Below are 19,096 nucleotides of genomic sequence, written 5' to 3'. Positions count from 1 at the left end.
CGTTACCCCACCAACTAGCTAATGCGCCGCAGGCCCATCCTCAAGTGACAGATTGCTCCGTCTTTCATTATTCCGCCATGCGGCGAAATAAATTATCCGGTATTAGCTACCGTTTCCGGTAGTTATCCCAGTCTTGAGGGCAGGTTGCCTACGTGTTACTCACCCGTCCGCCGCTAAGCATCTGAGGTGCAAGCACCTCATCAGCTCCGCTCGACTTGCATGTATTAGGCACGCCGCCAGCGTTCGTCCTGAGCCAGGATCAAACTCTCCAATAAGGATCAGAAGGAGGCTCATACCCGAAGGTGATGAGGTGTTCCATCCGAAGTTTGACTTGCTCATTTAGAAAAACTGACGAGAATTAAAAATTCTCATTTATGATCTTGCTTAACGCAAGATCGGTTTAACTCACTCGTTGTTCAGTTTTCAAAGATCAACTTCTTCATCGTCGCCAGCGAAACTCGTTCGCATCAGCAACTTTTATAATATATCACACTCTCTCGAAGTTAGCAAGCTTTTTTTAAAATTAATTTTTCGATCAAATTCATGAGCTTGGTATTTCGATGTCTTGCGCCAGCCTCATTTCGCGGCCGGATATAGAATATAACATGAATCAAACCAAGATTGCAAGTGTTTTGTTCAAATTATTTTTAGCTCTAAGGATAGTTTTTATGCCCTTGAAAAATTACTTCAATATATATCCCCGATTTCCCCCTGAAAATTCAATCACAAAATCAAAAAACCGCCTCCATATAGAGACGGTTTAAACTAACGATTATTCGATACCCAAGAATACATAGCGTAAGATAATGATCACGAACAGAATCCACATCAGCCAGTGAACCTTGATATCGCGACCTGCCATTTTTGCAAAAACGGCAAGTACTACGTAAGAAATGATTCCCGCGGAAATACCGTTTGCGATCCCGCCGGTGAAAGGCATCAGAATGATGGTCAGAAATGCAGGGAAAGCAACAAAGAAATCATCCCAATCAATATCGCGCACTTGGCTCATCATCAGGACACCGACGATGATCAAGGCCGGTGCGGTTGCCGCCGAAGGAACAACCAGAGCCAGGGGAGCCAGGAACAGCGAAAGCACGAACAGCACTCCCGTTGTCACAGCGGTCAAACCGGTACGTCCGCCTGCCGCAACACCCGACGCGCTCTCAACGAACGCGGTGATCGTGCTTGTACCGAGGAATGCGCCAGCGCTGACGCCGCCCGCGTCGACGAGCATCGCTTTACCGAGTTTTTTCTCGCCTTCCTCTTTGTTTTTCAAGAGACCCGCACGGCCTGCGGTGCCTACCAACGTGCCGAACGTGTCGAACAGCTCGACGAACGTAAAGATAAAGATGACTTCCAGGAGACCGATACCGAGGGCTCCTTTGATATCCATCTGACCAATGGCCAGGTTGTCAAACGAAGGGATCCAGTTTGCGCTGCCGAGACCCGATACGTCCGTTACTCCCATCGGAATGCCGATCAGCGTGGTAGCGATGATGCCGATCAACAGGGCTCCTTTTACTTTAAGAACCATCAGGATGGCAATCAGGAACAGCCCGATCAAAGCAAGCAGCGTATCCTTTTGCTCAACGAAGTTCCCTAAAGTGAGATTAAAGCCGCCGCCCGAAACCGGATGGCTGATATCCGTACCCGGGTTGATGTTAACCATCACCAGGTTGGCAAGCTTCAAACCGACAATCGTAATAAACAAGCCGATGCCGACCGTGATCGCGATTTTCAAATTATTAGGTACAGCGGTCAAGAGCATCTGGCGTACTTTCGTTACCGTAAGAATGATGAAAACAATACCGGAGAGGAATACCGCTCCCAAGGCTGCCTGCCATGTAATGGCTCCGTTTGAACTCAGCACGACGGTCATAAAATAAGCGTTTAGACCCATACCCGGAGCAAGCGCGATCGGAATGTTGACGAACAATCCCATCACGATCGTTACGAGACCCGCACCAACCGCCGTGGCGAAAAATACACCTTCCTGCGGAATGCCCGCCCCACCAGGACCAAGAAACAGATTGTTGACAAAGAGGATGTAAGCCATCGTCATGAAAGTCGTCAATCCTGCGATAATCTCGGTTCTGACGTTTGTTCCGTGTTCCTTTAATTTAAAGAAACGCTCCATTGTTGAGATGTCCCCCTTAAAATTAGTGACCAACGACGAAAAAGCCCCGAGAAGTTTTTCTCCCCAGGGCACGCTTGAAAAAGAGTCGCATAGCGACGACACACCCTCATCTTTTATGCTGCCACCCGGAGCCTGAACAAATTCATTCATTCACACTCCGGATGCAGCATAGCCGCATGATGTGCCATAACCGCTCTTCTTTTCGTAGCCAGATCATTACGGTGACCTTGTAGAGACTCCCGGGCCAATCCCCGGGATTATACGAAAAAGCATATATCGTTGTCGTCAATTACAAAACTTATTCTAGGACGAAGGGCGAATTTTGTCAACAATAAAAGCGAATATTAAGGGTTTTAAATATTTATAATGTTCGGAAATTGATGATTATATTCACGTACAGATCGTTGGGAAGCCCCTATTTCCGGTAAGAAAAACGTCTATCGACGTACTTCACAGAAGACAGACCGCTTTTAGCGGAAGTTTTTCTTGCGAGATAAGGAAGCCGCGTCTCCGAAGCTTATACTTTCTTATATCTTCAAAAAAACGCCTCCCGGCGGGTCGAAGTTCCTGCCTTCACGGCAGGCCCCCGATTACGGAGAGGCGTTTCGAATAGTTCAAAAGTATATCTGGTTTTGGAGCGTCAAATGACTACTCCCACTCGATCGTTGCCGGCGGCTTGGAGGTAATATCGTAAACGACGCGGTTTACGTTATCCACCTCATTGACGATTCGAACGGAAATTTTCTCAAGCACATCCCAAGGGATACGTGCCCAGTCCGCTGTCATTCCGTCGATGGAAGTTACCGCGCGGATGCCGACCGTATAAGAATACGTACGGGCATCTCCCATAACGCCAACGCTCTTCATGTTCGGCAGCGCCGTAAAGTACTGCCAGATTTCGCGGTCGAGACCTGCTTTGGCAATCTCTTCCCGCAAAATGTAGTCGGAGTCGCGAACGATGGTCAACTTGTCCTCCGTAACCTCGCCCAGCACACGGATGGCGAGACCCGGTCCCGGGAACGGCTGACGCCATACGATTTCCTTCGGCAAGCCCAACTCCTCGCCGACCTTGCGGACTTCGTCCTTGAACAGCGCCTTCAGCGGCTCGATGAGCTTGAATTTCATGTCTTCAGGCAATCCGCCGACATTATGGTGCGATTTGATCGTCTGCGCCGTATCCGTTCCGCTTTCGACAATGTCGGTATACAGGGTGCCCTGAGCCAGGAACGCAAAATCGTCAAACTTGGCCGATTCCTCGTCAAACACATAGATGAATTCGTTGCCGATGATTTTGCGCTTTTGTTCCGGATCGTCTACGCCTTTAAGCTTGGACAGGAAACGCTCGCTCGCATCGATCTTGACGACCTTCATGTCGAACTTGCCGACAAACGTCTCCATGACGCTCTCCGCTTCTCCCTTGCGCAGCAGCCCGTGATCGATAAACATGCAGGTAAGCTGGTCGCCGATCGCTTTATGGATCAGCATGGCCACAACGGAGGAATCGACACCGCCGCTGAGCGCGCAGAGCACTTTTTGCTCTCCCACGATTTCACGGATCTCGCGGATCTGATCCTCAATGAACGATTCCATGGACCAATTGCCTTCGCATTTGCAGACTTCATACAGGAAGTTTCGAATCATTTCGTTGCCATGGACCGAGTGGCGAACCTCCGGATGGAACTGCACCGCGTACAGGTTCTTCTCTTCATGGCTCATGGCGGCAATCGGGGCGGACTCCGTACCTGCGTCCAGCTTGAATCCGGACGGCAGCGATACCACATGGTCACCGTGGCTCATCCACACGGTTTGCTTGTTCTCCAGGCCTTTAACCAGCGCGGAGCCTTCGTTAAACTGAAGATCGGCTTTACCGTATTCGCGTTTCGCGGCACGCTCGACTTTGCCGTCAAGCTGCTGGGCCATCAGCTGCATGCCGTAGCAAATTCCGAATATCGGAAGTCCCAGCTCATAAATTGCGGGATTGACATGAGGCGCGTTTTCAGCGTATACGCTGGATGGACCGCCGGAGAAGACGATGCCTCGCGGAGACATTTCCTTGATTTTTTCAACAGGCGTATTATACGGCAAAAGCTCGCTGTATACGCCCAAGTCACGAATCCGTCGAGCTATAAGTTGGTTATACTGTCCACCGAAGTCCAAGACGACGATGATTTCATTAGGCTTGTTCATTACCGGGCCTCCCTCAATTATTGAGATTAATTATACGCAACCCCAATTCATACCGTCAAGACAAGCAAAAAACAGGTCCGTCGTCCTTTTCATGGGAGATGGCGTTCTTTTGAGCAATATAAGCCAAGAATGGATAAATGTTTCTTTCCCATATATAAAGCGAAAGCAACACTCATCCCAGTTTTTTGACTAGTGTTCGGCATTGGCGCAAATACTGCACCTTTTCCGTACGGCTAAGAGGTTGCTTGCCATACGCCGCTTTTTCCCACCTGATTGAAAATAATACCAGCTCCTGACTCAAATCGCTGTCCTTGATATCTAAGGACTGTATGTACTTTTTCACAGTAGTTCCCGGCTGAAACGGCCCGTAATGTTTCTCCAACCGCCTCCAAACCCGCGTGGAAGCAAGCAGCAGCCGATCACGATCGGTTGAAGGCTTGACACAAGCGTTTCCCCCGGAAATTCTGTTGCCTTTTCGGACTGACGCGGATATCAACGCCGCCATCAAAGGAATGAATAACAGCAGGAAAAGCGCAATCAGGAAAGGCCCGTGAGCGCCTGACCACCGACTGACGGAAGACCAAAGGGTTTGCAGCGTTTCCATCATTCGTCCGGATAGATTCAGCGGCTTTGCGGTTGGTGCTTCATCTTCCAAAACGGGTGCCTCTCCGGCATCAAAGCCCGGTGTCGGATCAAACGCCGCCCATCCCTGCCCCTGGAAATATACTTCTACCCAGGCATGGGCCTCCCCCTGTGTCACCCGGTAAGCGTTGGCCGTTCCCTCGACTTTTTGTCCCGGCGCAAAACCGATGACATACCGGGAGGGGATTCCCTGCGAACGAAGCAGGACAACCATGGCGGTTGCAAAATGCGAGCAGTATCCTTCTTTGGCATCAAACAGAAAATGGTCGGCAAAATCCCGCCCCGGGGGAGGGACCTTCGTTTTCAGGGTATAAGCATAATTCTGCTCAAGATAGGATTCAACGGCACGCGCTTTTTCATACGTTCCAGCATAACCGGATGTAAGTTTGCTCCCCAAATCGCGAATCCGCTGGGGCAAATGCTTCGGGAGTTTCAGGTTAACCAGCAGTTCGGAGTCGGCGGCGGTTACCGAGGCCGTTGTTTTCGAGTGACGCAATCTTTCCGGCGGTACCGGCAGCCTGGCCTCCACCGTATAGGAGGAGACCCGATGGGAATTCTCCTGAAATCGCAGCGTACCGGATAACGGATCCACGGCCAACACCGGGTTAACCTCCGCCCCGCCGTAATCGGCTGTCTCCATGACTTTCGTAATGAACCCGCCGGAAAAAAGAGGCATGCCGTCGGAAGCCGTTTGAGCCAAGGTTATTTTTTGAACCACGCGGTTGCCCTTACTCTGGTCCTCGATCTCCGCCGCGGACTTTACAGATCCTGCAGATTTATTTGCCGGGTCAACGCCATCTTCTTTGCCGATCCATCTTCTGCCGGTATACTGATCCAAGGCTTCCCCGCGCCAATATACCGGGACGGGCGACTCTGCGGTAAAAAAGAGTTCCTTCCCGGGAATGAGCGGTCCCCCCATATCCTGCGACAGCGTATCATAGCCGGTAAGGCTGATCTTCTCCGAAAGCTCGGTATCCTCCAGACCTCCGGCGGACCACTGCTTCAGCTTTTCAGCCATCCCCGAAATGCTTAGGCCGCTGCCGGAAACAGGGGGCATCCATGCCCCCCCGGCGGAAACCATGCCCGCTGTTGCGGCCGTCACCGCGAGCACATATAAGCTCCACCGCAGAAAGAGGACTCCTTCGCGCTTTTCCTTCTCCCCGGCGGGGGAGGACCCCGTTCCGGAGTTTGCCTCGGCCTGCACCCTCATGAAATGCATGAAACCCTGAACGATCAAAATCCAGCATGAGGCCCTGAACATCCCGCTGTAAACGGAAAGCTCAAGCCCGGCCTCCAATACGGCCAAATAAACAAGAGTGGTTCCCCCGAACAACCAAATGCTTCCCCGGTGCAAGACCAACATCTGAACAGCGGAAACCATGATCCCCCAGCCCAAAAGAAGAATAACCGCCCTTGTTTCGCCGCTCAGATCACTGAACTGCCAAGGGCCGCCGAATACGGAGAAATCCTGCGGGAGAGTTACTTGGATATACCTGGACAACCATGTTGCCGGATTGCCGGCCTCGAACAGGCTTCCCCACATCAGCACAACGATAACGGCGTTAAGAGGGAACCATACCCACTCCCGTAGCGTGGTCAGCCCCTGCAGCAGCAAAAATCCGGCCAGCATGAAGAGGGACTCCAGCAGCAAGGACCCGTTATCTCCCCCCAACCCCCGCAGCGGAATCAACCATTCGGCAAACAAGCCGAATACGGGCAGGCTCATGAACACCCTCATGAATAGCGTGCCGGGCGCGTCGCGAAAAAAGAAGCGGGCCAGGCGAGATTCATCTGTTCGGCCTTTCCGGACGGCAGCGGATACCGGAGCTTTAACGGACAAGCCGTTCAAACGATCCATCCTTCCCATGCCCTCCCTTGTCTGAGATAACTTCGCATATGTCCCCGCCGGACGCGATGAAAAAAAGCCTGCCCCCCGCAGCCAAAAACCGATCCTCCGGCGTGTTTTTCCAACCCTCCATGACATGGACGCGGCGCCGTTCCCGTTTCCGGCAAACTCATGGCCCGCCTCCCTCGAAACGTTAAAGATCGGATGGGTGCAATAAATGCTCAGCTTCCTTCCCGCGGCCAGCAGGCGAACCGCGGCGTCCGTCACCGTCTCGCTCAGTACTCCGGTCACGACAAGAAGTTCGCTCGACCTGTCTTCCTCTGCCGACTCCTCTAGCAAATCGGCCGTTACGCGGCTTTCATTCTGCAGGCAAATGCCGGCAAGCGGCACAAGCATTTCATGATCCTCTCCATGCGGCGTACGTTCAGACCGAACGGGCGGCCGTCGGTTTCTTCCGATTCGAAGCGTCGTCCGTTCAAGACTCACGGCAGAAGAGTACAACAAGCCGGCCGTGACGGATACCGCGTTTTCAAAAGCATCTCCCGGTTGGGAACCATCAAGGACCGGATATCCGTCCCGGGAGGTTTCAAGAATGATGCACCGTCTTCCGCTCCGTCCCGCTTGCGGCAGAAGCGTCTGCAGACGGCCGAGACGGGCGCTGTTCTTCCAGTGAATCCGGTTCAGAGGATCTCCGGCCATATAATCCCTGATTTCCTGTCCTCCCGCGGAAGAGAAAGCGGAAGGGGCAGATCTGGGCTCTCCCTCCGTTCCCAAATGCAGATCCGTTATCCCGCGCAGGCCTAACGGCCGAGGAAGGACCGTTAACCCCTCCCTGCCCATCACCGCTCTGTACGAGCGGAACCACCCGAACATGTCGCCCCACTCTACGCGCGCATCGACTGCGGGCCAGCTTCCTCTCTGTTCCGGCCTGATTTTATAGGAGCGGCAGACCGAACGGCGGAAGCCGGGAAACCACAGCAAACGGACGGTATGGCCTCCGATTTTCTCGGTCAGCATAATCCATGGCAGCGGCAGCCGCGATGCAAATTTCAAGGTAACCGTAATTTGAACCTCTTCGCCCGCGTATAGACATGCAGGATCAATTTGACGGCTGATCATGATTTTTTTGGGGCCGAATGCGGTAAGCAGGATTCCGCCAGCGACCATGGATGAGCAGAGCATCCATAAAAACTGCAGCGAGGGCCCGCCGAGCCACACGTACAAGCCCCCGCTGAAAAGCCATATGCATAGCGCCCTGGACCATTCCAACCCCCGGCGGCTCATGTCCGCCCGCCTTTCCGGCTGCGCTGCCTCGGCAGCTCGAACATCTTCGTCAAGGCATCGACCATTTCCGTCTGCCCGATCCCCGAAGACCTTGCTTCATAGGCAAGCTGGATCCGGTGGGCAAGCACCGGAACGGCAACGCGAAGGCAATCGTCCGGGATCACGTACATCCGTCCATCCATAAACGCCGAGGCTTGGGAAGCCCGCATCCAGGCCAGCGTGCCCCGGGGACTTATGCCAAGCCGTACGCCCGTTTGCTTTCGGGATGCGTCCGCTACGGCAACCAGATATTTTTTGATGCTTTCGTCAACGTAAACCCGGGTTGCGCTAAGCTGCATCGAGACCAACTCCGATGCGGCGACCATCGGCTTAAGATGGTCCAACGGATTCCGGCCGTCTCCCCGCTCCAGCATCATAAGTTCGTTCTCGAATGCCGGATACCCGAGCGAAAGCCGCATTAAGAACCGGTCCATCTGTGCTTCCGGCAGCCGATTCGTCCCCTCGAACTCGTACGGATTTTGCGTGGCCAGCAGGAAAAAAGGGGACGGAAGCGGATAAGTCTGCCCGTCTACCGTAACCTTTCGTTCCTCCATGGCTTCCAGCAGGGCCGACTGTGCCCTGGGCGAAGCGCGGTTAATCTCATCGGCCAATATAATATGGCTTGAAAGAACCGGTCCGGGTCTAAACTCGAATTGTCCGCTATTCGGATAATAGACGGAAGTTCCGGTGATGTCCCCCGGCACCAAATCGTATGTGAACTGAATTCGTCCGAAATCACAGCCCAAGGTCGCGGCAACGGTGCGAACCAGCATGGTTTTGCCTACGCCCGGCACGTCTTCCAGCAGAATATGCCCTCCTGCGAGCATAGCGATAAGCACCAGCCGGATCTCCTCGTTATGGCCGGCGATGACGGTTCCCGCTTTTTCAACGATTCTGTTAAGGAGTTCCGGGGCCCAGTCGGGATGCATGGGCTCTTCCTGATATAGGGATGAACTAAACAATGAAATCCAACCTCCGCTTCTTCAATACCGTTAATTTCTCATCTTTTGTTTTTGAGAATCTATGAATAGGTTTTCCAAGAAAGCGGAAAGATAGACGTAAAAGAGTGCTAAATCAGCTAGCTCGCCAAAAAAGGGATGGCTCAAATGGTGCACCGGGAATTTCGGAGCATGCAATTAAGCATTGCTCAAACGAATAAAGGCTGCCCCGCAGAGGTCCATGGACCTTGCGGAACAGCCTTTTAAGATCGAAGCTGTTGCGAATTGTGCCGGCTTAGTATGCCAGGGTAAACAATCCTTTAATATGCGACAAGTAACGAAGGTTACTTGCTTCCTTCATCAGGGTTGCAGGCAGCCCTTTGAGCTGGGTTTTGTTGGCGCCGATCGTACCGATCGCGTCTTTGCGGCCCAAGCTGCCAAGCGTTCCGGAGAATACCGGAACGAATGAAGCCATCGCTCCGCCCTTAACAAATGCGAACATGTTGTAGCCGACCAGTTCGCCCATCTGCCACGCCAACTGCGCTGTCGGAGGATACGGGCGTCCTTCAGGACCCATAACCACGGCGCTGTCGCCGGCCAGGAAGATTTCGGGATGGGAAGTCGATTGCAGGAACTCGTTAACGACGGCGCGTCCGCGGTTCACTTCAATGCCGCAGTTCGCCACAACGGAGTTGCCTTGCACGCCGCCGGTCCATACGAGCGTGCTGGTTTCGATGGTGCTGCCGTCCTTAAGCTCAACCGTCGATCCGTCCATTTTCGTGATCGGAAGACCTGTCAGGAACGTTACGCCGCGGTTTTGCAGACTGGTTGTCGCACGGTCCACCAATTCGGCAGGGAAGCCCGGCAGGATCGAAGGCGCTGCTTCAACGCAGTATAGCGTGATTTCGTCCGGGGAGATGCCGTATTTGCGGGCAAGCTCGCTCTTCATGTCCGCATATTCGCCGACAAGCTCGACGCCGGTCAAACCGCCGCCGCCGACAACGATCGTGGCGTCCGCTTTGTTTTTCGTTCTGCTGTATTCGGCAATGCGGTTTTCCACATGCTCGCGCAGACGGTTGGCGTCATTAACGGATTTAAGAATGAAGCTGTTTTCCTGAAGTCCGGGAATGCCAAAAAATGCGGTTTCGCTGCCAAGGGCAACAACCAGCATATCGTAAGTAAATTTGCCGCCGTCTTCCAGAGAGACCGAACGCTCATCGGGTTTGATTTCTTTCACGGTACCGATGCGCAGATCCACGTTAGCGTCGCGGAGCAGCTTGTCGAGAGGGAGGGCAACGGCCTTCTCCGAAAGGTTGCCTGCAGCCAGACGATGCAGCTCCGTGATGATTTGGTGAGTCGGGAAGCGGTTGACCAGCGTAATTTTCGCGTCGTTTACGCCAAAATGCTCACGGGCCGAAAGAGCGCTCAGCAGACCGCCGTAGCCTCCGCCCAAGATTAAAATATGTTTAGACATGACCATCCTCCGTTCTTCAAATAATTATGGGACTTAACGTTTTTGTTGGTCGCGTTCGTTCAGAACGTCCAGATAAGCCTGTGCGAAGCGCAGACCTTTTTGTACCTGAGGATCCTTAAGCATTTTCAGCAGCCCGAAAACGCTGATCGCGCCCTGATCCTTTTGGGCCTGTACACGGTCTCCTGCTTCAATAGCCGCGGATGCAACATTTTTCAGCGAATCGGTTACAGGCTTCGTAAAGCCGCTGATGGATGCCATGGTGTCTTCGGCGAGAACCGGGTCCGTGGCTACCGATTTGCCGAAATCGTACGCCTTCGTCAGGAACGTGAGCATTTCAGCCAGCTTCGGAAGATTGTCCACCAGGATCGTCAGCGATTCCTGGACTTCCGGCTTCAGCAATTGATCGAACACATCTGGGCGAGCCGCTTGCGGAGCTCCCAGATTTTCAGCAACAGCCTCCGAAGCTTCGGATTGTTGCGGACGGGATGTTTCTGTCATTAGAATTGCCTCCTTTGCTTTAAATGAGTTCCCAAGAAGAATTTGGCGGCGATTGAACCGGTTAATTGTAATTTTCGGTTAACCAGCGGCTATTATTCATCACTGTCGAAAGTAAGAACTTCTGTTGTCTCTATCGCGCCAAAATAAAGCAGGGGGAAGCCTCCCCCTCCTTTATGGAACACGTTCATTGGGATTGTGATAATTATCTCTAACATCTATTAGTCTATAACTTGTGTAACATAATTACAAACATAAAATCGATGAATTCGATTACAAAGCAACAATTTTGTATACATTATCCTTTAACACGATGGGTTCGAGCCGATGGCCGGATAATTCAAGCGTTTCCCTAAGGGGAACCCATACCGTATGGCCCATGAACCGGACTTCCGGGGTGACCAAGTTATTTCGTCCATCGGTGCTGGTCATGGTTCCCTTGATCGGATCGGCTATCCAACCGGAATGCGCTAAGGTCACTTTCACGGTTTTGGTGTCCCCCTTCCAGTTTACGCTCCCTCCCAACCGTTCGACGGCTGCCCGGAGCGGAACAAGCAGTTTCCCCTCCTCCATCCGGTATTCGCCCGGCGCAAATTCCGTTGCCAGGCCGCCCATTTCCACGGAAAGCGTCCTGCCCTTTTGGAAGAGCGCGGCATTCACGGATACGTTCTCCGCGATCCAGCGGGCACCGGGTTGTGCCGTTTTGGGCTTTACGCGATTTTGAAGCTTGAACTGGACAGGCTTTATTTCAGGGGTCAACACATCGAAGCGGTAACCTTTCTTTTTATAAAACGTTATGATGCCGGGCAGTGCCTTGACGGTTTCCTGATGCCCTGCTCCGTCGTGAAGCAGCACGATGGTCTGATTGCCATCAATCGGGGTCGTCGCCCCTTTCAATATTTCCGCGGCGGGCACGCCCCGTTTTTTGGAATCTCCGCTGTCGACGTTCCAGTCAAATACCTTGTATCCGCCCTGTTTCATCAAGTCAAAATATGCGGCATCGAAATTCCCGGCCGTTCCCCCCGGTGCTCTCACCAGTTGGGGGCGCTCTCCCGTAATCCGTCTTACCGTTTCCTCCGTCAGCTTGATCTGTCTCCAAAACTCCGTAAATTTCTGATAGAGTTTCCCGTAGTCATGATTATATGTATGATTGCCGATGGCATGGCCTTCCTCGTGCATTCTTCCGATCAGCTCCGGGCGGGTGTCCGCCTGCTGGCCAAGAATAAAAAACGTTGCTTTGACATCCGCTTTCTTCAATATATCAAGCACCTCGCCCGTCAGCCCCGAGGGACCGTCATCAAAAGTGAGGTACACGGTTTTCACCGAATGTTTCTTTGGCGGAACGGCAGAGGCGGCGACAGCAACCGCAACAGGCCCGGGGGCGGTGATTGCGTTTGCGCCGTTAGCCAGCTTCGGTCCCGGACGTTCGCTGATTACCGCGTTCGGTTCCGCGTTTACCGTTTCGGCCGAAAATGAAATGTCGGCCATCGAGCGATCCGGCTTATAAAACTCCATCATGCCGGCCGGCAGAATAACGGCAGCCAACATAAACAGCAGTGCAACGCGAAATGCCATCACCATTTTTTTATACATAAAATCTACCTCCATCGGTTTCTATGAGTTCCGCTTTCGCCTATCTGATAGATTATATGGAGGGCATTCCAAAAAAAGACTAAGGATTTCCGGCCAATGGGAAGCAACTAAAAAGCGGCCCCGGTTCGCATATACATGCATGCTCCAGGACCGCTTCTTAATATGATATCTAAAGATAAACATTTGCCTGACATATTGCATAATCCTCCCGGTTAACGGCAGTATACCGATTATGCTTCCCGAATCGAAAGCACGGCCTGCAGCACTTCGTCCGCATGACCGGCCACTTTGACTTTCCGCCATTCCTTTGCCAACCTGCCCGATTCGTCGATCAGAAAGGTCGAGCGTACGACCCCCTCGTACTCCCGGCCGAACATTTTCTTGAGCTGCCAGACTCCGAACAACTCACTAACCTTGTGGTTTTCATCCGACAGCAGCAGAAACGGCAGCCCGTGCTTTTGGATAAATTTCGCATGCGATTTCAGCGGATCCGGGCTTATGCCGATGACAACCGCTCCCGCCCGCTCAAGTTCTTGATGGCGATCGCGGAAGCTGCATGCCTCGTCGGTGCAGCCCGGCGTCATATTTTTGGGATAAAAGTACAAGACGACCTTCTTCCCCCGAAAATCGCTTAGGGCAACGTTCTCCCCATGGGAAGCCGGAAGGGTAAAGTCCGGGACCGCTTGTCCCGGTTCCAGTTTAATTTGTGTCAAAGTATGGTTCAACTCCTTGGCATCGGGGCTCTTCCCCGTAAAAAATTGATTGTCTTTTCGAAAGAAATTATAATGTAGTGAACGCGGATTGTTCAAATGTATAGTAATGATTATCACCCCAGTGTAATCCGAAAGGAAGAACCTAATGACCAGAAGAACAAAGAAAACGATTATATGGACTGTAAGCATTATTTTGGCCGGCATCCTTGGCTACGGTACTTATTATGTGTCATCGATTTACAACGGGCTTCAGGGACTTCAGAAAAAAGGCGAGGCTTCCCCTTTCCGCGAAATTGAAAAGGTGGACGCCAAAGCGCCGGAGCCTCCCAAATGGGAAGGCACCGAGCCTGTGAACATTTTGCTGATGGGCGTGGACGCACGCGGCTTTGAAGAAGGGGAAATCCCACGTTCGGACAGCATGCTTGTCGCCTCCATCGACCCCGTCAAAAAGAAAATGTACCTGTTTTCCATCCTTCGGGATACATACACGGAAATTCCGGGCCACGGTTCCAACCGCATCAACACGGCCGTTACCCACGGTCCGAAAACCGCGATGAAGGCGGTCGGCGACCTGCTTGGGATCCCGATCCAGTATTATGTGTACACGGACTTTCAGGGGTTTATCAAGCTGGTGGATTCCGTAGGCGGCGTTGATTTTTACGTCGAAAAGGACATGAAATATTCCAGCAAGGCGGACAAAAACGAGTACGATATCGACCTGAAGCAGGGCATGCAGCATTTGGACGGCAATAAAGCACTGCAGTACGTACGGTTCCGTTATGACAAAATGGGCGATTTTACCCGGACGGAGCGTCAGCGCGAGCTTCTGAAAGCCGTGGCGAAAAAAATGCAGACCACCACCTCGATCATGAAACTTCCCGATATCCTGAACGCGGTCAGCCCTTATATCGATACGAATATGGATGTCAATGATATGTGGAAGCTTGCCAATGTCGGATATCAGAGTAAAATGAAAGGCAGTGAGCAGGTTCCGCCGATGAAACTTCTGGTAGAGGCAAATATCGGCGGCGCCGCGGTCCTGACGGTGAGGGACCCGCAAACGTTAAAGGATTATATCCAGGAAGTCCTTAACGCGCCGGAACCGGAGCCTAAAACCGGCGGCAGCGGCGACAAGAAGGCAGGCGGTTCCGAAACGGAAACCGGGAACTCCAGCGGGAAAGGAAAAACCTCATCCGGCTCGTCATCGCCGTCCCAGGAAAACTAGAATTAAAAAATACAGCAACCGGGACAGGCCGCTTTCAAGCAGCCTGTCCCGATTCATGAGGAAAGGAAGTCATATCCAATGTCCAATCCAAGAGAACGCTCCAAGCTTTTATACGAAGAGGCCCTTCAGCACATCGTGGGCGGGGTCAACAGCCCTTCCCGTTCCTTCAAAGCCGTAGGCGGCGGAGCCCCCGTGTTTATGAAACGCGCCAAAGGCGCCCACTTCTGGGATGAGGACGGCAACCGGTATATCGATTATTTGGCCGCTTACGGGCCGATCATTACCGGACATGCCCACCCCCATGTAACGGCAGCCATTACGGCTGCGCCGAGAACGGCACGCTGTACGGCACGCCGACGGAGCTTGAAATCAAGCTCGCCAAAATGCTGAAGGAAGCCATTCCCTCCCTTGATAAGGTGCGTTTCGTCAATTCCGGTACCGAAGCCGTGATGACAACCATCCGGGTAGCTCGAGCTTACACCAAGCGCAATAAAATCGTTAAATTTGCCGGCTGCTACCACGGCCATTCCGATCTGGTGCTTGTCGCCGCAGGCTCCGGCCCCTCCACGCTCGGCATTCCGGACAGCGCCGGCATTCCGACAAGCATAGCCCATGAAGTCATCACCGTTCCGTTTAATGATCTTAACGGCCTGCGTGCTGCGCTGGACAAGTGGGGTGAAGACGTCGCCGCCGTCATGGTGGAGCCGATCGTCGGCAATTTCGGCATGGTAATGCCGAAACCGGGCTTTCTCGAAGGACTGTGCAAGATGGCGCATGACAACGGATCGCTTGTCATTTACGATGAGGTGATCACCGCGTTCCGCTTCCACTGGGGGTCGGCCCAAACCTACGCCGGACTTCAAAACCACGAAGCCATTCAACCCGACTTGACCGCTCTTGGAAAAATCATCGGCGGCGGGCTGCCGATCGGCGCCTACGGCGGACGGAAGCATATCATGGAGCAGGTCGCTCCGCTCGGGCCCGCATACCAGGCCGGAACGATGGCGGGCAATCCGGTTTCCGTGTCCGCGGGCATTGCCTGCCTGGAGGTGCTTCAAGGCGAGGGCGTGTATGAGGAAATGGAGCGTTTGACGGTGAAGCTTACCGGGGGGCTGAAGGAATCCGCCGACCGACATGGCATTCCGCTGACGATCAACCGGATTCGCGGTTCCTTCTCCACCCATTTCTGCGATCATCCCGTCACCAATTACGACGAAGCGCAGGATACCGACGGCGAGGCGTTTGCCGCCTTCTTCCGTCATATGCTTGACCGCGGCATTAACCTCGCTCCTTCCAAGTACGAGGCATGGTTCCTGACCACCGCGCATACCGAAGAGGACATCGATGCCACGCTGGAAGCGGCCGAGCAATCATTTAAGGCCATGAGACGTTGATGGATTGAAATTTTTGTTGTAAGGATCGTCCCCGACCTCAAGACTTAGGGAAGCACCTTTAACGGTTAAGATTGTTTATGTAATTTTAAAAGGCCCTTATCCGCAGCAGCGCTTGCGAATAAGGGCCTTCCCGTATAAACGTTTATTATGGATTAATAAAGACCGTCCGGAGTTTCGGATTGTACTGTACGTCAAACCCCAGACCTGAAGCTAATGCCGCAAGCGGTACATAAATCTTTTGCTCTTTGCCGATTTTGTTCAAAAAGGCGGGAGCGCTGACGCTTACAGACGTTCCGTTGACCTTTACCGTTGGGGATCCGATTTTGATGACCACCGTTTTATCGCCATATGTAATCGTTGCGCTGGAAGTTTTGTTGCTCCACGCCGATTTCGCCCCGACGGCGTTAACAATATCCTGGATGGCCACAAAGTTCTGGTTCTTCACGATAACCGGTTTATAGGGAGTCTTCAGCTCCTTGCCTCCGACGATAATCCCCATCGGTGTCCCGGCTTCATTGACGACCGGCTCAGTATAGGCACCCCAAATGTTTTCCGCAAATATACGGGCCATGGCTTCATACCCCAACTGGTTCGGGTGAATATCCTCCTTCAAAATATGGGTCATCGTCATTTCGCTGCCGACAAACTCTTTCGCGACATGGGCAACTTTGACCGTGATCCCGCTGTCATTAAACCCCTTTGCCAGTCCTTCAATCAGCTTCGTGAATTGCCCGGCCGCTTCCATAAGCTTCGGATAGACGGCTTTATCGGCAATCTCCGGTACGGGCTGGTACTGGTCCGCCAAGACAATCACCGCTTCGGGATTGATGCCGTGCAAATTGTCCACGACCGATGCCACGTTGTCGGAGTACGTTTGGAACAGCTCCTGTACCCGGGCCTCCAATTCTTCCTCGTTTAAAGTTCCGGCCGTTCTAACCAGCTCCATCATATCGTTCCCGCCAATGGTAACGGTGATGACGTCGGCTTGAGCCAGCAGGGGATTCACTTTGGGCGCCTCGGCTCCAAACTGGCCTGCGCGCGGATCCTTCAACCCGGTCTGAATTTCCTCTGCTGTTATTGCACGCTCATCCATGATGGCCTGCACATATTGTTTCAGTCCCCCCGTTTTGAGGCCGAGGATTCCGAGGTTCGCCACCTCCGTCCGTCCATGGTACAATCCCTGCTCCAGCAGGCGGTCTACGAACCCGTACGGCTTGGAATGAATATTCATCCCGGGCTCATACCCGGCCGTCAGCGAATCCCCAAGCGAGACGATATGGAATGTGTCGTTTATTCCCTGCGGCTCCTGGGCGGAAACGGGGGCCGCAGCCCACGTCCCGATCAGGACGGCAGCCATCAGAACCGGTCCGATTGTCCGGGTCAGCCCTTTTTTCCAAAACTTCAACATGTAAAACACCCCTCCAAAAAAATAACGAAAATGATTTCGGTCCGATTCTATTCTACCATCCATTTCCTTCCCCGCGCATTCCATTTGCATTTATCTCATCCAAAAAATGCCATATAAAAAACGTCTATCGACGTACTTTCTCTGAAGACAGACCGCATTTAACGGAAATTTTTCTTGCGAGATAAGGAAGCCGCGTCTCCGAAGCTTATACTTTCTCACCTCTTAACGACAAACAGGAGCGCAAGCAAATGCTGCGCTCCTGTCTACGGTTCAATGTTATGCTTCGCTGCCCGGATCCGGGGTCTTGCCTTCCGCACCCGCCTGCTTCATGTATTTATCGTAGCGGTCATCCAATTCCCGACCGATTCGGCGGTATTTGCGGGTTTCCTCTACAATCGGGTCCAGCTGCGTTTGAATGCGGATTTCGTACTTGGGCGGTATCATGCGCCGCCCCTCCTCATTCTCGTCTTTTGACTCGAGCTCGCCTTCCGTCAACAGTTCGCTGAGCTGCCGTTCCAAATCCTGATCCCGCTTATCATTCATTTCGTGACACACTCCTTCATTCTGTTGTCATTGTTGTTCAGCCGATAAAGCCGCCTCTTTCTAAGCTCGGGATTCATTTTTCGGGTAACCCGTCGCTTTCGCATCGGACAAGATGTCCAGCAGGTCCTGGTGAATGGCTCCGTTGCTTGCCGCGATGTTGCGTACGGACAGATCGTAAGGACGTCCTTCGGTATCCGTCACCTTGCCGCCCGATTCCTGAACAAGCAGCACACCAGCCGCCACGTCCCAGGCATTCAGCCCGATTTCCCAATAACCGCTCAGCCGCCCTGCCGCCACATAGGCCATATGAAGCGCCGCGGAGCCTCCGCCGCGAATATTTCGGACTTTTGGAAGCAGTGCCTGAAGACCGGCCATGTTTTGGGGGAGGTTAAAGGTCGGATCCACCGGAAATCCGGTAGCCAGCAGGCTGTCCGACAAGGTCAGCTCCCCGGATACGCGGGTAGGGTTGCCATGGACATATGCACCCTTGCCCTTCTCGGCGATAAACAGCTCATCGCGCATCGGGTCGTAAATAACCCCGACGATGATCTCGCCTCGGTAAGCCAGCGCAATCGAGACCGAAAAAAACGGGAAGCCGTGAACGTAATTCGTCGTTCCGTCGATAGGATCGACGATCCACAAATACGGCTCGTTTTTCGCGGCTTCAAGAGCCTTCGCGGAAGCCTCGTGTCCCGGTTCAACGCCTTCTTCACCCAATATGGCATGATCCGGGAAGTGGGTCAGGATGAGCTTGCGGATCATCTGCTCCGCTCCCTTATCCACTTCCGTGACAAGATCCTGTGCGGAAGTTTTCGTACTGAGCTGTTTTACCGTACCCAGCCTGCTCTTGATCCATTCCCCCGCTTTGGCGGCACAATTGATCGCAACGGCGGTGTAGCTTTTGCTGGTCACCACATAAGGTACCTTATCTTTTTCATTCAAAGCGCTCACTCTACTTTCCTATGAATCTTCAATACCAAATTAATATAATCTATTCATCTTATACGAGAGAAGGCAGGGCTCGTTTTCAAAAAATTTCTTCGGTCATGCATCCCGATCCCAAGCCAGTTTGAATATGAGGCTTTTTAAAACAGGAATCCCCTCTCCCATATATTATAATATTCTGAGACATATTACCAATTAAAACCCTAGCGTATGATGAACGCAGCTGTAAG

Annotated in this window: 12 protein-coding genes, 1 rRNA gene, 1 pseudogene and 1 riboswitch; of the genes and pseudogenes, 2 read left to right on the top strand and 12 right to left on the bottom strand. The window is 52.8% G+C overall.

Annotated elements, in window-relative coordinates; genetic code table 11:
• From XI25_RS30140 to bcp, 9 genes are all read right to left on the bottom strand, one after another.
• Positions 1–275 (bottom strand): 16S ribosomal RNA (locus XI25_RS30140); the annotation flags it as partial.
• A gap of 497 nt (positions 276–772) precedes the next feature.
• Positions 773–2,140 (bottom strand): NCS2 family permease, encoded by a 1,368-nt coding sequence (locus XI25_RS30135; RefSeq protein WP_046681518.1) that lies wholly within the window; start codon positions 2,138–2,140, stop codon positions 773–775.
• 185 nt (positions 2,141–2,325) lie between these two features.
• A riboswitch (purine riboswitch) is annotated at positions 2,326–2,425 on the bottom strand.
• 363 nt (positions 2,426–2,788) lie between these two features.
• Positions 2,789–4,327, bottom strand: coding sequence for a glutamine-hydrolyzing GMP synthase (gene guaA, locus XI25_RS30130; protein ID WP_046681517.1), 1,539 nt, complete (start codon positions 4,325–4,327; stop codon positions 2,789–2,791).
• A gap of 172 nt (positions 4,328–4,499) precedes the next feature.
• Positions 4,500–8,099 (bottom strand): transglutaminaseTgpA domain-containing protein, encoded by a 3,600-nt coding sequence (locus XI25_RS31720; RefSeq protein WP_052759807.1) that lies wholly within the window; start codon positions 8,097–8,099, stop codon positions 4,500–4,502.
• Entirely contained in the window at positions 8,096–9,100 is a 1,005-nt protein-coding gene (locus XI25_RS30120; protein ID WP_235440511.1) for an AAA family ATPase, read from the bottom strand. The genes XI25_RS31720 and XI25_RS30120 overlap by 4 nt, the downstream gene beginning before the upstream one ends.
• A gap of 271 nt (positions 9,101–9,371) precedes the next feature.
• The gene (locus tag XI25_RS30115) at positions 9,372–10,550 is read right to left on the bottom strand and encodes an NAD(P)/FAD-dependent oxidoreductase (RefSeq protein ID WP_046681515.1); all 1,179 of its coding nucleotides are present in this window, start codon (positions 10,548–10,550) and stop codon (positions 9,372–9,374) included.
• A 33-nt stretch (positions 10,551–10,583) separates the two neighbouring features.
• Positions 10,584–11,048, bottom strand: coding sequence for a DUF1641 domain-containing protein (locus tag XI25_RS30110; protein WP_046681514.1), 465 nt, complete (start codon positions 11,046–11,048; stop codon positions 10,584–10,586).
• 270 nt (positions 11,049–11,318) lie between these two features.
• Complete coding sequence (locus XI25_RS30105; RefSeq protein WP_235440510.1) at positions 11,319–12,638, bottom strand: polysaccharide deacetylase; 1,320 nt, start codon at positions 12,636–12,638, stop codon at positions 11,319–11,321.
• Positions 12,639–12,868: 230 nt separating this feature from the next.
• Entirely contained in the window at positions 12,869–13,351 is a 483-nt protein-coding gene (gene bcp / locus XI25_RS30100) for a thioredoxin-dependent thiol peroxidase (protein ID WP_046681513.1), read from the bottom strand.
• 145 nt (positions 13,352–13,496) lie between these two features.
• On the opposite strand from bcp, the gene XI25_RS30095 reads away from it, so the two are divergent.
• On the top strand, positions 13,497–14,576 hold the full coding sequence (locus XI25_RS30095) for an LCP family protein (RefSeq protein ID WP_046681512.1): 1,080 nt from the start codon (positions 13,497–13,499) through the stop codon (positions 14,574–14,576).
• Positions 14,577–14,654: 78 nt separating this feature from the next.
• Positions 14,655–15,970, top strand: a pseudogene (locus XI25_RS30090) (glutamate-1-semialdehyde 2,1-aminomutase).
• 145 nt (positions 15,971–16,115) lie between these two features.
• On the opposite strand, the gene XI25_RS30085 reads toward XI25_RS30090, so the two are convergent.
• The 3 genes from XI25_RS30085 to XI25_RS30075 all read right to left on the bottom strand — a co-directional run bounded on the left by XI25_RS30085 (position 16,116) and on the right by XI25_RS30075 (position 18,863).
• A complete protein-coding gene (locus XI25_RS30085) occupies positions 16,116–17,378 on the bottom strand; it encodes a stalk domain-containing protein (protein WP_046681526.1) in 1,263 nt (420 codons plus the stop codon).
• Positions 17,379–17,654: 276 nt separating this feature from the next.
• Entirely contained in the window at positions 17,655–17,921 is a 267-nt protein-coding gene (locus XI25_RS30080) for a hypothetical protein (RefSeq protein WP_046681511.1), read from the bottom strand.
• A 60-nt stretch (positions 17,922–17,981) separates the two neighbouring features.
• Positions 17,982–18,863 (bottom strand): inositol monophosphatase family protein, encoded by an 882-nt coding sequence (locus XI25_RS30075; RefSeq protein WP_046681525.1) that lies wholly within the window; start codon positions 18,861–18,863, stop codon positions 17,982–17,984.
• Positions 18,864–19,096 lie beyond the last annotated feature (233 nt).

Source organism: Paenibacillus sp. DMB20, assembly GCF_000987955.1.
Taxonomy (GTDB): Bacteria; Bacillota; Bacilli; order Paenibacillales; family Paenibacillaceae; genus Paenibacillus_AQ.
The sequence above is the reverse complement of the archived record's forward strand: the minus strand, read 5'-3'. Positions and strand labels throughout refer to the sequence as shown.

Excerpts from the sequence above, each read along its gene's own strand:
- XI25_RS30135 (WP_046681518.1), bottom strand. The coding sequence starts at position 2,140 with ATGGAGCGTTTCTTTAAATTAAAGGAACACGGAACAAACGTCAGAACC.
- guaA (WP_046681517.1), bottom strand. The coding sequence starts at position 4,327 with ATGAACAAGCCTAATGAAATCATCGTCGTCTTGGACTTCGGTGGACAG.
- XI25_RS31720 (WP_052759807.1), bottom strand. The coding sequence starts at position 8,099 with ATGAGCCGCCGGGGGTTGGAATGGTCCAGGGCGCTATGCATATGGCTT.
- XI25_RS30115 (WP_046681515.1), bottom strand. The coding sequence starts at position 10,550 with ATGTCTAAACATATTTTAATCTTGGGCGGAGGCTACGGCGGTCTGCTG.
- XI25_RS30110 (WP_046681514.1), bottom strand. The coding sequence starts at position 11,048 with ATGACAGAAACATCCCGTCCGCAACAATCCGAAGCTTCGGAGGCTGTT.
- XI25_RS30105 (WP_235440510.1), bottom strand. The coding sequence starts at position 12,638 with ATGTATAAAAAAATGGTGATGGCATTTCGCGTTGCACTGCTGTTTATG.
- XI25_RS30095 (WP_046681512.1), top strand. The coding sequence starts at position 13,497 with ATGACCAGAAGAACAAAGAAAACGATTATATGGACTGTAAGCATTATT.
- XI25_RS30085 (WP_046681526.1), bottom strand. The coding sequence starts at position 17,378 with ATGTTGAAGTTTTGGAAAAAAGGGCTGACCCGGACAATCGGACCGGTT.
- XI25_RS30080 (WP_046681511.1), bottom strand. The coding sequence starts at position 17,921 with ATGAATGATAAGCGGGATCAGGATTTGGAACGGCAGCTCAGCGAACTG.